Raw genomic sequence first — 16,308 nt, forward strand, 5'->3', positions numbered from 1 at the left:
CGCGCTAGCCAGCCGGCCACTGACTGGAATCCCAAACACCATCGAGCGACGCCAATCGCGAAAACAGCAGTGTTTTGCCTCAAGAAACCACCACACTCTCGGTTAGTGGTCCCACCCTCCACAGGTGCGACTCCCGATTCAAGCTTCTCAACCGAGCGGCGAGGCAAGAAATTTTATCTTTCATAAAAACAGAGGCGTTGACCGAACTTTCAAGCCGGGATACAGTCTTGGTCCGATGAAAGGTACATGAAGGCGACGCGTTAGTGACTGCCGACTTTCTCTTTAGCAGTCCATTGGCAAGTGTTCTCACTGGCCAATGAATCGCTGTTTCATCACACGGTGGGTGTAGCTCAGTTGGTTAGAGCACTGGATTGTGGTTCCAGATGTCGCGGGTTCGAATCCCGTCACTCACCCTGTTTCTGACGCAAGCCTTCTCTTGGGGAGCTTCTGATTGCGTCTGGTCGGCAGTGGTCATTGAAAGTCACCGCTGTGTGATGCTGGGCCCGACTGTGATGGCTGAACAGGTTTCTTTGGCTCATCAGGTTTCAATGGCTCAACAGCCAGTCCCACGGCTTGGCCACTTTCTAAGCAACCACTTGTCGTGAAAACCTGTTGGCAAACGATCGCCAGCGCAGCGAATTCGGATCATCCTGGGTTCTCAAACGCGGTCAGCGGCGGATCAAGGATTGCTTTGAGCTACAATCCTGGCTCTCGCCTCTTTTTCCCCGCCTGGCTATCGCGCTGGCCCCGCCCAAGACAACGGACGATATTTGATGAATTGCTTGAGGATCCTTCGCCTGACTGCATTTAGCGTGACGGCAATCTGCTTGTCCACCGTTTGTTCCGCCCAGCGAACCAGCATGCAATGGGCACAAGGGCCTGGGCCTCGGTACGACTTCACGACCGCCAGCAGTGACTTTCCATCGACCTGGAGCGTCGTGAACCACAGCAACATCCGCTGGCAGGCCACGCTACCGGAGACCGGCCAGTCGGCGCCCATCGTGGTCGGTGACCGAGTTTTTGTCACAACCATGCAGCCTGTGCAACAGGAGAGCAGTGTTGGCAACAACATCGTGGTGTACTGTTTTGCTGCGGCCGATGGCTCATTGCTTTGGAAGCAAGAGGTGAGCGGTGGCTACATGACCAAACTGAGCGCCCCATTTGGCGACGCTTCGGCGCCCTCACCGGTCAGTGATGGAACGCGACTCTGGGTCCTCAATCCAACCGGAACGCTCGCCTGTTTTGACATGCAAGGCAAGCGATTGTGGCAGATGGATCATCTCTCCGTCTCACGAACTCAGCCGATTCTTTGGGAAGGAAAACTGATCCTGCATCGACAAGTCTATCGGCCTGACGAAAAGGGTCACTTCACGCACGAAAATCGCGACGCGCCGCTCGAACGCTGGACGCAACTGCAAGCGTTGGACTGCGAAACAGCCAAAGTCGTTTGGACAAGCACCTGCGGCGCCAACATGGGCTGCGTCCCACTTTTGCAGACTCTCTCCGATGGCAGTCCCGTGCTGGTGGTTGGGCGTGGCGGTGGCCATGGACCACCGGAAAAGCCAGAAGGCGTCTCCATGATTGATGCCAATGACGGCACGACGCTGTGGACGTTGCCGCTGCCATCGTTCATGTCAACACAGACCTACCCTGTTGCTGATGATCAGGTGCTTGTGTTTCACAAAGGCGACCACCTTTGGGTTGACGCGAAGACCGGCAAAATCAGTCAACAACGATCGATTGTGACCGACATCATGGTGCGACGCTGGACCCAAGATGGCTGGGTATCGACGAAAGAATCCCTAGCCGACAAGAAACCTCGCTCGATCACTCAGCAATCCAACTTGCGAGTCGGCAAGTACCATTACTTCCGCAGTTACACACGGAATTACTTGGGACGTGTGAACATTCACAACGGCCAGGTTGAATACTTGGAGCTTCCCATTCAAGTGCTGCGGCAACCGGGTCATCCCGATGTTGTGCAGTGGCGAAACAGCCACACCGAAGAGGCACTCAAACGCAGCAAAGCGGTCAAAGATCCCGTCATGCGTTTCAACAACGTGACGAATTCTCGTGGAATCAAAGTCATGGGCGATGCACGGGCGCAGGGCAGCGGGTGGGGTCACATTTGCGCCCCGATTCCGACCGCTGCAGGGGATCGCTTGATCGTTCCGTTGATGAGCGGCCTGGTGTTTGTCATTGACGCCCAAGCCGAAGCCTGGGATGAAACAGCCGTGCTGGGGACAAACGATCTGGGGCCGCTAGGAGACTCGTTCACCCGAGCCAGTCTAACGCCGGTTTCCGATGGACTTTATGCACACACCATCGGTAAACTGATTGCCATCGGCAGCCAACACTAGCCATCAATACTATCCTGTTAGAACCGAACGTGGTTCCAACATCCATTTGGCAAACTTTACACTTGAAGACCATCCATGACTGAACGCAAGCGATGCAAGCCCTGCGAAGGCGGAGTGCCAAAACTGACCCCAGCAGAGGCAGTCGAGCAGGGCAAGGAAACGCCCTTGTGGGAAATCGATGACGAATCCTTGGCGATTACACGCACCTTCAAATGCAATCGGTTCACCGACGCAGTCGAACTGATCAACAAGATTGCCGAAATCGCCGAAGACCAGGGGCACCACCCGGATTTGCATCTAACCGGTTACCGCAATCTGAAGGTGCTGTTGACGACGCATGCGATCAGTGGATTGAGCGAAAACGACTTCATCGTCGCTGGCGATATCGATCGCGTTTGCGGATCTTAGATGAGCACGATCCCAAGACATCGCGCACTGAGCCTGCTTTCTGAATGCACCGGCGACGACATTTGGAGCATTGAGCACTGCCGTGATCGCCGCGTGCCGGAACTCTGGATCGGTGAACTTGCCGATGCCTTCGAATCCGGCTACCGATCGGATCAGGAAACCATCTATACCGATCAAGGCATGACCAACCAGTATCAAGGCGTGCGCGATGTCGACTTGGCCATCCGCTTGGCGGCCGAACTAGGCATTCACATTTCAGCGCAGCAACAAGCGCGCTACAGTCGGCAGCGTCTTGTCCAAGCCATCAAAGACTCGTTGATGGCGGGTGACGATGAACTTTAGACGGTTTGATGAACCACTTTTAGTTCATCTGCAAGCGTCTCGATCCCGCGGCGCAGCTGAGCCTCGGGTGCTGTAAAGCTGATCCGCAGGCACTGATCACGGTGCCGCCAATTTTGATCTTCAAGACCGAAAAAGAAGTAGTGTCCCGAAATCACCAGCACGCCGCGTGCTTTCAGTCGGTGATAGAGTTCTTCTGAAGTGATCGGCAGTTCTGGCAACCACAGCCACAGGAAGAAGGCGCCTTCGCTGCGATGCAATCGATAAGGCACTTCATCGGCAAACGCCTCCGTGATCCATTGGCGCGTCGTTTCTGCGCGCTGTCGGTAATAGGGAGCGATGACTTGACGACTGACATCCAATAAGCTGCCATCGGCGATCATGGGCTGGACCAAGTGCTGACCGACGTTGTTATTGGCAAGCGCAGTGATCGCATTCATGGACGTCAGCGCTTGAATCACTGGCTCATCGGCAACCACGATTCCTGTCCGCGTACCCGGCAGTCCCAGTTTGGACAGACTAAACGTCAACACCATCGACTCCGTCCACATCGGTTTGGTGTCCGTAAAGATCACGCCGGGAAACGGATCGCCGTAAGCATTGTCAACGATCAACGGGATCCCCTGTTGGTCAGCCAACGCAGCCAAGCGTGCCAGTTCCTCGTCGGTGACCACATTACTGGATGGATTGGTGGGACGAGAAAGCACCATCGCAGCGATCGATTCGTCAATTTCAATGGCGTCAAAATCAATCGCGTATTTGAACTCATGATCGCCGATGATTTCGATCTTGGGTCGCACCGCTTGAAACAAGTCTCCGGAAACGCCTTGGTCCGCATAGCCGATGTATTCGGGCACCAACGGCAAAAGGATTCGCTTACGTGTTCCGTCGGCAAATTGCCCCGCAAGCGCATTGAGCAACAGGAAAAAAGCGGTTTGACCGCCGGCGGTGATACAGACATTCTTCTCCGAGATCGGCCAACCATATTCCTCGCTCAAACGCTTTGCGACCGTCTGGCGGAACAGCAAATCACCGGCAGGAGCCTGATAGTCACCCAGCATTTGCATCAACTGGTCGCGGTCGGCCGCCAGCGACTGCATGCGTTGTTGCCAAATCTGGTCAACGGCGTCAAGATGCGAGGGCTGGCCCCCGCCAAGCATACAAATCGACGGGTCACCGCTGGCCAGGGCTTCACCAAGATCCTGCATCAGCTCGCCAATTCCACTGTCCAGAGCCAAACGCTGACCAAACTCGCTGAGCGGATATTTCATCGCAAAATCTAGGAAATCAAGGGAAGAAAGGTTCACCAAACGGCCGCTGGTGGTGTCTTGTCGCCAATGTCTTTTCCGGACGGGGGAAGTTTACGAGATCACTGTTTTTTTCTACAGTCAATCTTGTGCACGAACCGCCCCAAAAAATTCCGTGACGCCGTCCCGCTCGAGCTGATACCACTGATGAACTTTAAACCGTCTAGTCCCAAACTAGCGCAGAACCGAGCTGACACTGCGGAAAACAGCCAAGCGACGACGCCGAATGGTCCACCGGCATCGGCAAACTCGCAACCAGCATCGACCAAGCCAATGCCCCAGGGAGCCGATTCCTGGCAACAAGGTTCACCTCCAGACATCACCACGGCTACAGATCCTGCGATCGCCGCGTCAATTGATCCTGCGTCGCTGTCTCTGGACGATGCCATGTCGATCGATCGTCAGCGTTTGCGCCGCAAGCGCCAACGGCTTGGCGAAGAAAAGTACTTGCAGCTGTTGGCGGCATCTGTCCAACAGCGGCAACGTCGCGAAGCCCACCAGCCCAAACTGGAATATCCCGACGACCTGCCCATCAGCAGCCATGCCACAGAATTGATTGAACTGATCCAGTCTCGCCAAGTCATTGTGGTCTGTGGTGAAACCGGTAGCGGCAAGAGCACTCAGTTACCCAAGTTTTGCCTGGCCGCCGGCTTGGGACGCCAAGCGATGATCGGTCACACGCAACCACGTCGTTTGGCTGCTCGCAGCATTGCCACTCGGTTAAGCGAAGAGTTGTCCTGCCAGCTGGGAGCTCAAGTTGGCTATCACGTTCGCTTCGGTGATCAAACCGGTCCTGAGACCATGATCAAACTGATGACCGACGGGATCTTGCTGGCAGAAACGGCGTCTGATCGCTTTCTGGATGCATACGATGCCATCATCATCGATGAAGCTCATGAACGCTCACTCAACATCGACTTCTTGCTGGCGTACTTACGACAACTGCAAGGTCGCCGGCCGGATCTAAAAATCATTATCACATCGGCGACCATTGATGCCGATCGATTCGCCGAACACTTTGCTGACGACCAAGGGCCAGCCCCGATTGTCACTGTCGAAGGACGTGGCTTTCCAGTCGAGATGCGTTACCTGCCCTGGGAGGATGTGGCGGACGATTCACGAGGCTACGATCTAGCCAATCATGTGATCGCAGGCGTCAAAGAACTGTCTCGACACGGAAACGGGGACGCACTCGTTTTCCTGCCCACCGAGCGCGACATCCGCTTGGTCTCACACCGAGTCGCAGGGCACTTTAAACGTCTGGGTATGCAGCAACGTGTGGAAATCCTGCCGCTGTACGCGCGGTTGCCACAGAAGGATCAACAGCGCATCTTTCATCCTGATGGCCGCAAGCAACGACTGATCTTTGCGACCAATGTTGCCGAGAGCTCGTTAACGGTTCCCGGTATCCGCTATGTCATTGATGCGGGGACGGCACGGATCAGCCGTTACAGTCCGCGCAGCAAAGTCCAGCGATTGCCGATTGAACCGGTCAGTCGCGCCAGTGCCGACCAGCGTGCCGGACGCTGTGGCCGCGTTGGGCCAGGGGTTTGCGTGCGACTCTATTCGCCGGAAGACTATGGCAGTCGCGATGATTACACGACGCCGGAAATCAAACGCACCAATTTGGCGTCGGTCGTTTTGCAGTGCAAGACTCTGGGGATGGGAAATCTAGAAAGCATTCCGTTGTTGGATGTGCCACGGCCAGAATCGATCCGCGAAGGCATTGCCACTTTAATGGAACTCGGGGCGATCGATGACAAACAGGAATTGACCGCCATCGGCCGCACGCTCGGACGCATGCCCGTTGACCCTCGCATCGGACGCATCATTCTGGCCGCGGAAGAAAATGGCGTGCTGCCTGAAGTCTTGCCGATCGCCGCCGCGATGGAACTGCCTGATCCCCGGCAGCGGCCCGTGGATCAACAGCAAGCCGCTGACGAAGCGCATCAAGCGTTCCGCGACAGTGACAGTGATTTCCTGTCCTATTTGCGACTGTGGCGTTTTTACCAACAACTCCGCGACGACTGCTCTCGCAGCCAGTTATCACGTCGATTGCATCGACTTTTCCTGTCGCCCACACGCATGCGTGAATGGTCCGATATCTATCGGCAACTGCGCGATCTGGCGTTGCAACTGCCCAGCCAAACCCCGCCAAGACCAGGCAACAAAAAGGGGGACAAAGCATCCCGCCGGACGACTGACGCCCAAAGTGGCTCATCCCAGAGACGCTCATCTCAAAAATTAGGCTCGATTCGTTACAACGAGCCAGAGAAACAGGAACTTGTTTCGAAAGACCTGTACGCGTTGATTCACCAGTCTTTGCTGGCCGGATTTCTCTCTGGCGTTGCCAACTTAGGCGACGAGAACGTCTTCCAAGGTGCCCGTAACATCAAGCTTTATCTGTGGCCCGGAAGTGGACTGGTCGAATCAAAGCCAAAGTGGATCGTCGCTGCTGAACTGGTTGAAACCACGCGACAGTACGCACGCTGTGTGGCTCGCATTCAACCCCAGTGGGTTGAACACGTCGCCACCCACGTTCTGAAAGCTTCGTATAGCGATCCACATTGGAGCGACAAGGGCAATGGAGCATTCTGCTACCAACGACTGTCACTGTTTGGATTGCCAATCGTGGCCAAGCGTCGCGTACCCTTGCCTCCCGTCGATCCACAAACGGCTCGCGACTTGCTGATCCAGTCCGGTTTGGTCGAGCGCAAACTTCTCACCCAAGCCGCGGTGATTCGTCATAACCGAAGCCTCCGCGACACGCTGACGGAACTAGCCGCCAAAATGCGGCGACGTGACTTAGTCGTTGACGATTACCTGGTGCAACAATTCTATAGCCAACGCCTGCCCGACGAGGTGACCGACAAAGGCCGACTGGAAAAATGGTCCCGTTCATTGACGGTGCCTGAATGGACCAAACAACTGGCCAGCAGTGACTCGGTTTCCAACTGGATCGCCCAGGGCGATAACGCTGAATCGGATGACACCTCTGCCTTCATGATGCCACAAGACTTGATCGACGTGGCCGAACTCCCCGTCGATGCTTCTTTGTTTCCCAATACGCTCAATGTTGGCAAAACGGAACTGCCGATTCAGTATCGCTACGAACCCGGAGCGGACGACGATGGTGTGCAGTTAACGATTCCGCAAGCGGCGTTAAGCCAGATCAGCGACGATCGATTGGGCTGGCTGGTGCCGGGACTGCTGGAAGGCAAGATCTTTGCCATGATCAAGTCGCTTCCCAAACGCATTCGCCGCAACCTGGTGCCAGCGGCCGACGTCGCAGGCAAGATCTATGCCGAGCTGTTGCCACAATACGGCCAAGTTCCGTTCATCAATGCAGTCTGCCAAAGCATGTCGCGGCATGCCGAAATGCCCGTCACCGCCCATGACTTCCAGCCAGAGAAACTGGAACAACACCTGGACTTTTTGGTCAACGTCGTTGACGACACCGGCAAGACCCTGGCCCGCGATCGATCGGCCGATAAACTGCGCAGCCAGATTGCCTCACCCGCGTCGCCTCACAGTGAAAACCACGCCAGCGATGATGACGATGTTGACCTGCCCAGCGGACCACTGAAATCATTTGACTTTGGTGAATTGCCTGCCGAGGTGGTGCGCAACCGAGGCGGAGTGCGTGTAGCCATGTTCCCGTCCCTGGTCGACCAGGGTGATCATGTCACCGTTTCCTTGTTCCCCGACAAAGAACAAGCGGAATCGATTCACCAAAAAGGTTTGACTCGTCTCTATGCCATCGCCGAAGCCAAAGAACTGAAACGCCAAGTTCGCTGGCTTCCTGATCTGGCCGAAAACAAGGTCCTACTGGCTTCAGTGATGCCAGCCGGACAAGCTGAATCGAGGCTGATTGATCTGTTAGCCCGAATCGCCTTCGTCGAAAAGCAGGCTGCCGTTCGTTCGACACAGGCGTTTGAACAACGGCTGAATGATCGAATGGAACGCATGTCGGGCGCCGTCCAACAGGTTGCCCACTGGTTAACGGACTTGGCCAATGCCTGCCAGCAAACGCGGCGAGAGATGGAAGGGTTTCCCAAATCACAGTTTCCGCATCAATGGAAGGACGTTCGCGATCAATGGAAGGCCCTGTTTTCAGAAACCGCCTTCGTGGACTCTTTCCTGATCGATGTTCCCTGGAACTGGCTCCAGCATTACCCAAGGTACCTAAAAGCGATGCACTATCGGATCGACAAGCTTCGCAGTGGCTCTGGCAACCGCGATGCTGAATCCATGGACATCGTGCACAACTTATGGTCGCGCTGGACAGCTGGGCAGCAAGACACTGAATCCACCGCTCAGAGCATGGCTGATTGTGAACTGCGGTGGATGATGGAAGAATTGCGGGTCAGCCTGTTTGCCCAGCCGTTAGGGACCAGCCAGAAAATCTCCCCAGCGCGGTGCGAGAAATGGATTTCGCAACACCTTCGCTGATCAGGGGCTCTTGCCAGCCCCCCGCAATCCGTCGGGAATCCCCTCAAAACATGCTTTAATGCAATTTTAAATCCCTCTACAGGCCCGCAGAGGACTATAATAATCCTGTGGGGCAACTGCTGCATTTTCTGGCGGCCCTGCATCACATTTTGGCAAAACCTAGACGTCTGTGGCGTCGGTTCAACGACAGCGGCCGTGGACCGTTAGCGCGAAATCGTTTTTGCGGTCAGAAATGCAGGTGAAAAACCGAGCAAATCAGTCGTTTTGCCTAATTTACCATCCGTTACGTCGTTCATTCAGCACCTCTGGCACAGCAAATGCAGTGTCAGTCATTCGACGGCAGACAATGCAAATTTGGATTGATTCAAATTCGTCACGAACCCATCGAGATTACGAACCGTCATTTTGAGTGAAGGCCTGAGAAGCGAGTTTCGCAGGTCAAACAGCGACAAACGATCACCCACCACCCGGAGGGATTAACCATGCCAATCGAAAGCGAAAGCCAAACACCTCAGCAAGCCAATGCCGCGGTCGAAGCAGTGATCGAGGTATCGTGGGATCTCTTTTCCAGCCGAGTGGACCAAGAGAGCCGGGATGATTTTGCGCAGTGGCTTGATGATTCTCTGTTTCAGATGGAAACGCGTTTGAAACGGTTTTCATCCAAGAACTCGTTGGGCGAGAAACGCCGCTGATCGGCGGCCACTGGTCATCAGATTGAGACACGCGGCGCCGTCAAAGCGCGACGAATTGTTGGCTTTGACTTGCGCCGCAACCGGCCACTCAAACTCCGAGCTCGTCGCCTGATCACATGATTGTCAGGGTGCGTTCAGCCCTGTCGTTCATTGCGTGACTTGGGCCGGTACCTCTTTAAACGGGCGCGGTTGCGTCCTATGCTTGCCAGCCGCTTCCTTATTACCTGTCTCACGCTGGCCTTGCATCCGTGACCCTCGACATCGAACTTGTCCATGCTTCGTTATTGGTTCGTCGCGTTGGCGATCAGACGCTCTTGAATCAAGCTTCGCTGAGGCTTTGCGCAGGTGATCGAGTTGCCTTGGTTGGCAACAGCGGTAGCGGCAAGTCGCTGTTCCTGCGTTCACTGGCGATGCTGGAACCGATCGACGATGGACAGATTGGTTGGCGCGGCCACGTGATCGCGCCAGCAACAGCGCCTCGGTATCGCAGTCGGGTGATTTACGTGCACCAGCAAGCCGCCGATTATGGCGGCACGGTCGAACAGGTCCTTCATCGGCCGTTTGAATTGGCAGTCCATCGCGAGCGTCAATTTGACCGAGACTGGTTGGTCGCTCGCTTGGAGACCGTTGGTCGCTCAGCGTCTTTTTTGGAAAAGGACCATCAACGGCTTAGTGGTGGGGAGCGTCAACTAGTGGCCTGCTTGCGAGCGATTCAGTTACAGCCCGAAGTCTTGCTTCTGGATGAACCGACCGCTGCGTTGGATCAAACGGCGGCATTGCAGGTGGAGGCATTGGTCAGCCAATGGCTGGGCGAATCCCAGGGGCATGAATCGGCAATGGTTTGGGTCTCTCACGACCATGACCAAGCGGTTCGAGTCAGCAACGTGATCTACCAGATGCAAGCCGGCGAGCTGGGAACGTTCACCGAGCAAGTGAAGGAGAAGCGATGATCGCGGCGATTGAAATCACCACGTGGCAAATCGCTTTGGCGGCGTTGCTTATCTTGATCAATGGCATCGTGTCGTTTCGATTTCGATTGGGAATGGAACGCACACTTGTGTTTGCAGCCATTCGCACGGTCGTCCAATTGTGGCTACTGGGACTGATCTTGACCTGGGTCTTTGAACTCAAAAGCTGGTGGCTGGTCTTAAGCATTGCCGCCGTCATGACCACGATCGCGGGTTGGACGGCAGCGAGTCGGCCAAAATACCGTTTCCCAGGCATGCGCCGTCTGACCTTGGCAGCGGTTTGGGCTAGCTCGTGGTTATTGACGGGCTATGTGATCTGCCTGCTGATGGCTGATTTACGAAGCTGGTATGACCCGCAGTATTTGATTCCCTTGTTAGGGATGGTGCTGGGCAATACCCTGAATGGAATCAGCGTGGCGTTATCGTCGCTGGTCGAATCCATGTCCCGCCGACGCGTTGAAGTGGAAACGCTGACGGCTTTAGGTGCAACACGAATGGAGGCGTCGGCCGATGCGATGCGAGACGCGATTCGCACGGGCATGATCCCCATCATTAACTCCATGATGGTTGTGGGCTTGGTCAGCATGCCAGGCATGATGACCGGCCAAGTGATTGCCGGCATGGATCCAGCGCAGGCGATTCGCTACCAAATTGTGATCATGTTCATCATCGCGGCGGCCACAGCCGCGGGGACGGTGAGTGTTGTTTACCTGGCAACTTGGAAGCTATTCGGTCCCGATCATCGCTTTCGCTATGAAGTCTTGCTAGAACGCGAGAAGCAAACTTAGTTGCCTTTGGCCGGCGGTCTCAAATTGGTGACAGAGCTTCCCGTCGCCCAGGCATCCTTGCCGGTGACATGCACGCGAATGGTGATGTAGCCCTCGTGTTGACCACTGACAGGGATCTCAAAGTCAACCTTTTCTCCGCCCTGAATTGTTTTTTCAACTTTGGCAAAGGTCAACTGATTGGGATCGATGTAAGGCTGACCGGGCTTGGATTTTGGCGAGTGGCCGAGCGGCTTGTCGAGCGTCACCACGCACTGGCCATCGATCGGACACTGCACGGTGACTTTGACGGTCTCGCCAAAATCAACGCCGGATCCACACTGCACGTCAATCTTCGCAGGCGGCTGAAGTTTCAGGAGCGGATCACCGAGCAGCGAATACAGCGCCGCGTGCTCGCGCCGTTCTTCTTGCAACTTTGAACCACTGGGGCTGACCAAGGTCGCGATCGCATCGACCATGACTTGTAGCTGAGTCTTCTCGGGATCGTCGACCTCTTCGAGCTGATTGATCGCGTGCAGCCAGGCCTGTCCCAATCGCGTTGCCGCGGGCAAGGGCACAGGACTCGGTTTGAAATCCGCCTCTGGCGCGACTGGAGTTTGTGGACCGGGAATCGGTTGCGGCGTGCTCTCGGCGGATTCCTGGCCGCCTTTTTGAATTCGATGCTGCGTGCCGAAGATCGACTCCACCAGCCCCAACGTCAGAGAGGTGTTGCCATAGGGCATCGTGACGCGACTGCCTGCGATCACTGCGATCGGCCCGCAATCATGCAAGTACAAACGCTCGGCAAAAGAATCAATGCGTGCATCAATGGCGCCGGTGTAGCAACACAACAGGATCGCGATCGGTGCTTTGGTGGGATCACATTCAAGATGCTGAATCGTCGTGTTATCCAAAACCGGAGCGCCCGTTGGCCCGGCAGGCACGTTATCCAAGGAATCAACCATGCCATGTCCAGCGTAAACCCAGAACCGGCAGCCTTCGCCATACCGGTTGATCACCGCTTGGCTAAACCGTTCGTTGGGATAAAACAAATGGCCGGGACTGCCGTAGGCGACACTGGTTCGCACCTCTGGCGGCAACGATGCGGTGACAATCATTCGTGTCACCGATTCAATGGTCTTGTCAGCCAGAAACCCAAATCCACCGACACCGCCAACTAACTGCAAACGACCACGCCACGTCGAAAAATCGTTCGCCGATTCATAGGCTTTGATGCGGCCAATGATGGCCGTCAATTGTTCGGGTGTATCCACCGGCATGCGACCGACAGCCAAGTCGGTGCGTTGATCGTTGTCCACGTCTCCATAGGGATAGTCGGTGCCCATCGTTGGCGTGCTGCCGAACTTGGCGGTGACCAATGTGGGGATGTAGGCGACGGGGACTTGTCGGTTGGGATCCGCGCTGGAACCAATCGCGGGACAATCGCCGATCAGCAACAGCGTGCGATCATTGTCGCGGGCTGCCGTTCGAATTGCGTCACGTAACTTGAGCGCCGTCGGCTGTGAGTCAATCACATGCACGTCAAAGCCCTGGCGTTGTCGGTACTCAATCCAAGGTTGCAAAGCCGTGCGAAAGTTCTGCGGGCAGACGACCAACACCCCGGCTTTTTTGGCTGGTTCTGCTTCGAGCGACTGCGCCATCAGCGGCGAGCCGCCCCCAAGCGCGTTTGAGAGCATCCCCAGCAGCAGCACGATCAACGGCCAGCGAGGCCTCGCGCCCGAGCCGTTACCAGCGCTGAACGATCCAAGTTGATTCGCGTTGAGATTCTTCGTCGCAAGATTCTGCATGATGCGATTACCAATGGTTTTGGAAAGAAGTCGCCGCCCAGAAAGGGAGCGAGTTGTGAGTCGCGGTCGTGTCTTCGTCGACGTTGTTCTTTTCGTTCAACCCGTTGACGGCACTGTCCAGGTGACGCCAATGAGCTAAGCTTGTTGATTGATGATTGTTGCTACATTTTGATTCGAAACGCCAGACCAATGTCTCACGATTCAGGCTCCGCCCATCCAGGAAACGAAAATTTGGGAAACGAAAATTTGGGAAAACCCAAATTAGCCATCACGGTGGGAGACGCTGCTGGAATCGGCCCGGAACTGGCACTCCAAGCGGCGGCTGCCCCACAGGTCTTGCAAATCGCCCAGCCGTTGCTGGTCGGGCCAGCTGCAGTGTTGCGACGCGTCGCACAGCAGCTCGATTTACCGCTGCCTCCGGTCCTGGACCGTGAAATGATTGCGGCAAGGAAATGTCCGTCGGAGTCTGCATCGATCGTCAGTGTGGGTGACTTGGAAGCCACCAACGTCCAACCAGGATCGTTCAGCGCGGCGACGGGATGGGCTTCATTCCAAGCCGTCGACCAATCGATTGCTTGGGCCCGCGCGGGGGTGATCGATGGCATCGTGACCGGTCCGATTCAGAAAGAAGCGTGGCATGCCGCAGAGGCTCCCTTTCTAGGACACACTGAATTGCTGGCCGATCGCTGTGGCATTGATGAGTACTGCATGATGCTGACGGGGTCGGAATGTTCGACAGTATTGGTCACCATCCATCAGCCGCTGGTTGATGCGATTGCCAGCCTGAGCGTTGCGTCGATTGAACGAGCGATTCGCCTGGCCGGACAGGCGATGCAAAAGCGACATCAACGATCGCCTCGGATCACCGTACTGGGCTTGAATCCCCATGCGGGTGAAAACGGTTTGATCAGTCACGGTGAAGAAGAACGCTTGATTCAACCTGCCATCGACCGCGTGCGAGCATGGAGCCAGCAGCAAGGCTGGCAATGGCAGATCACCGATCCGGTGCCTCCTGACACGGCGTTCACTCCGGCAATGCGCCGGCAAACGGATGTCCATGTCTGCATGTATCACGACCAGGGACTGATCCCGCTGAAGGCTCTCTCGTTTGATGATGGCGTCAACGTGACCTTGGGGCTGCCCATCGTCCGCACCAGCGTGGATCATGGCACCGCAATGGACTTGGCGTGGCAGGGAACGGCGAGTGTGACTAGCATGTTGTCCGCAATCTCACTCGCTGCCGAACTCGCGTAACGGAGCGCCGCAGTGGCGACGACCGAATCGCGAGACTTGATCCCACTGGCCCCGATTACTTCTTTGTCTGACTTGCGTTAAGTATGCCCTCCCCTGTCGAGTCACCGATCAACGAGCATCCCGATCACACCGTTTCAGGCACTGCGGCCAAGCATGCCTGGTGGTGGATCGCATTAGAGGTCATCGCCTTTGTCGGCCTCTGTTACCTTTATGCCAGCGCCCCGGCACCGGCCGTCAATGAAGCTCACTATTTAATCAAAGCGAAAAACTTCTGGGACAGTTCGTTTTGCAGCAATGATTTCTTTGTGACCTCTGGCAAAGCTCATACCACGTTCTATGCGTTATTTGGCTGGCCCACGCTGTTTTTCTCGCTGTCAACGACCGCTTGGATCGGTCGATTGATCGCGTGGGCCATGGTGGGATTTGGGCTTCAGCAATGTTGTCAGCGATTGAAGTTGCCAGTGTTTTCCAGCACGATTGTCGCCCTCCTCTGGATCGCTGGCATTCAAGCAGGCAACTTCGCTGGCGAATGGGTGATTGGTGGGATTGAAGGCAAAGTGCCTGCATATGGACTGGCGCTCGTGGGACTTTCACGCGTCATCGGGCGTCAATGGAAACAAGCCTGGATCTGGTTTGGCATGTCGTCGGCTTTCCATGTTTTAACGGGCGGCTGGTGCGTGGTCGCTGCGGCGATCTGCTTTGTCGTCACCGAACGGGGCTCCGCTTGGCTGCCTCGTTTGCGACTGCCACCGGCCAGAGATTCCCAAACAAAAGCAGCACCGTTTTTCTGTTGGCAACTTTTTGCCGGTGGCGCGATCGCATTGTTTGGTTTGGTCCCCGCGGTGATGTTGATGCGTGGAGTGTCGACGGAAGACGCCACCTTGGCCGCACATATTTATGGTTCGTTTCGTTTGCCGCACCATTTGTTGCCGACGCGATTTCCGACCCTCTGGTACTTGCGATTTTCTGCGCTCGTTGTGTTGTTGCTGCTGTTCTTGCCACGCCAGACTCATCGGCCTGATCGCGTCCAAGAATCGGCGGATTCCAACGGAGCTGCGGCCCGCTTGTTTTACTTCGCATTGGCCACACTGCTGATCGCTGGCTGTGGGTTGGTGATCGGTTACAGTTACCACTGGAACCCGGATTTTGCGGTCAAGCTTTCCAAGTACTATTGGTTTCGTCTCAGTGATGCGATCGTCCCTCTGACAGTTGCCCTGCTGGTCATTCGCTGGCTATCGGAACGTCCAGTGAGTGTTCCCCGTCCGTTAGGATTGGATCTGATGGCGAAAGGCGCGATCGCGCTGGGCATTGTGATCTTCACTTGGGGTGCGGTGCAGTCCGCTCGCTTTGGCATTCCCAAGTCCTGTCGCCACCGCTACCTGGGCATCGGCAATGAGCCGGGTGCCGGCATCCAGCGCAAGCGTTTCGCTGATTGGCTAGCACTTTGTGATTGGGTTCGCATTGCGACGCCGGAAGACGAAGTCTTCATCACACCGAGACAACAGCAAACGTTCAAGTGGTATGCTCAGCGGGCCGAGGTCGTGAACTGGAAAGATGTCCCGCAAGACGCTCAGTCATTGTTGCAATGGAAACAGCGTTACGATCATCTCTTTCAACGTCAGCAAGGGGACCTGACCTATTACACGGTCCGCGTTCCGATTGACTATCGCAAGCTAAGAGACTTTCGAGCCACCTACGGCGTTCGGTTCATGGTGGTCGACAATCGCGTCGTCAGCCCCTTTGCTGAAGTGGATCAGTTGCCATTGATCAAGATTTATCCCGTTGGCGAGCAAGAGAACGACACCTTCAGCGTGTATGAACTGCCTTACGGTCACAATCGCTAAACCGCCAGGGGCTTGATCGCAGTTCAAGCAAATCACACCATAGCTTGAGTGAAAACATGACCATCCATCAACACGGTCAAGCGATTGACGGTCCATAAACCCTTCGCCTCGC

At 55.7% G+C, this 16,308-nt stretch carries 11 protein-coding genes and 1 tRNA gene; 10 read left to right on the forward strand and 2 right to left on the reverse strand.

Annotated features, from left to right (window positions below):
• Nucleotides 1–339 precede the first annotated feature (339 nt).
• The 4 genes from SV7mr_RS17735 to SV7mr_RS17750 all read left to right on the forward strand — a co-directional run bounded on the left by SV7mr_RS17735 (nucleotide 340) and on the right by SV7mr_RS17750 (nucleotide 3,110).
• A tRNA-His gene (locus SV7mr_RS17735) sits at nucleotides 340–413 on the forward strand.
• Between the two features lie 360 nt (nucleotides 414–773).
• On the forward strand, nucleotides 774–2,360 hold the full coding sequence (locus SV7mr_RS17740) for an outer membrane protein assembly factor BamB family protein (protein ID WP_145275195.1): 1,587 nt from the start codon (nucleotides 774–776) through the stop codon (nucleotides 2,358–2,360).
• A 75-nt stretch (nucleotides 2,361–2,435) separates the two neighbouring features.
• A complete protein-coding gene (locus SV7mr_RS17745; protein ID WP_145275198.1) occupies nucleotides 2,436–2,768 on the forward strand; it encodes a 4a-hydroxytetrahydrobiopterin dehydratase in 333 nt (110 codons plus the stop codon).
• On the forward strand, nucleotides 2,769–3,110 hold the full coding sequence (locus tag SV7mr_RS17750) for a hypothetical protein (RefSeq protein WP_145275201.1): 342 nt from the start codon (nucleotides 2,769–2,771) through the stop codon (nucleotides 3,108–3,110).
• On the opposite strand, the gene SV7mr_RS17755 is transcribed toward SV7mr_RS17750, so the two are convergent.
• Nucleotides 3,107–4,378 carry a valine--pyruvate transaminase gene (locus SV7mr_RS17755; RefSeq protein WP_145275204.1) on the reverse strand — a complete coding sequence of 424 codons (1,272 nt, stop codon included), beginning with the start codon at nucleotides 4,376–4,378 and terminating at the stop codon, nucleotides 3,107–3,109. The two genes, SV7mr_RS17750 and SV7mr_RS17755, sit on opposite strands and share 4 nt — an antisense overlap.
• Nucleotides 4,379–4,561: 183 nt before the next feature.
• Here SV7mr_RS17755 and hrpA point away from each other — a divergent pair, with 183 nt between their 5' ends.
• From hrpA to SV7mr_RS17775, 4 genes are all read left to right on the forward strand, one after another.
• Entirely contained in the window at nucleotides 4,562–8,866 is a 4,305-nt protein-coding gene (gene hrpA / locus SV7mr_RS17760) for an ATP-dependent RNA helicase HrpA (RefSeq protein WP_419187549.1), read from the forward strand.
• Between the two features lie 482 nt (nucleotides 8,867–9,348).
• Complete coding sequence (locus tag SV7mr_RS17765; RefSeq protein ID WP_145275207.1) at nucleotides 9,349–9,558, forward strand: hypothetical protein; 210 nt, start codon at nucleotides 9,349–9,351, stop codon at nucleotides 9,556–9,558.
• Nucleotides 9,559–9,806: 248 nt separating this feature from the next.
• Nucleotides 9,807–10,508 (forward strand): ABC transporter ATP-binding protein, encoded by a 702-nt coding sequence (locus SV7mr_RS17770; RefSeq protein WP_419187550.1) that lies wholly within the window; start codon nucleotides 9,807–9,809, stop codon nucleotides 10,506–10,508.
• Nucleotides 10,505–11,314, forward strand: a complete 810-nt coding sequence (locus SV7mr_RS17775) for an ABC transporter permease (RefSeq protein WP_145275210.1) — start codon at nucleotides 10,505–10,507, stop codon at nucleotides 11,312–11,314. Before SV7mr_RS17770 ends, SV7mr_RS17775 begins: the two co-directional genes overlap by 4 nt.
• On the opposite strand, the gene SV7mr_RS17780 is transcribed toward SV7mr_RS17775, so the two are convergent.
• Complete coding sequence (locus tag SV7mr_RS17780; protein WP_145275213.1) at nucleotides 11,311–13,098, reverse strand: C25 family cysteine peptidase; 1,788 nt, start codon at nucleotides 13,096–13,098, stop codon at nucleotides 11,311–11,313. The genes SV7mr_RS17775 and SV7mr_RS17780 overlap by 4 nt on opposite strands.
• A 246-nt stretch (nucleotides 13,099–13,344) precedes the next feature.
• Between SV7mr_RS17780 and pdxA the strand changes: the two genes are divergently transcribed.
• On the forward strand, nucleotides 13,345–14,352 hold the full coding sequence (gene pdxA, locus SV7mr_RS17785; RefSeq protein ID WP_419187551.1) for a 4-hydroxythreonine-4-phosphate dehydrogenase PdxA: 1,008 nt from the start codon (nucleotides 13,345–13,347) through the stop codon (nucleotides 14,350–14,352).
• 83 nt (nucleotides 14,353–14,435) lie between these two features.
• Entirely contained in the window at nucleotides 14,436–16,196 is a 1,761-nt protein-coding gene (locus SV7mr_RS17790) for a DUF6798 domain-containing protein (RefSeq protein ID WP_145275219.1), read from the forward strand.
• Nucleotides 16,197–16,308 lie beyond the last annotated feature (112 nt).

The organism is Stieleria bergensis (assembly GCA_007745635.1).
Taxonomy (GTDB): domain Bacteria; phylum Planctomycetota; class Planctomycetia; order Pirellulales; family Pirellulaceae; genus Stieleria; species Stieleria bergensis.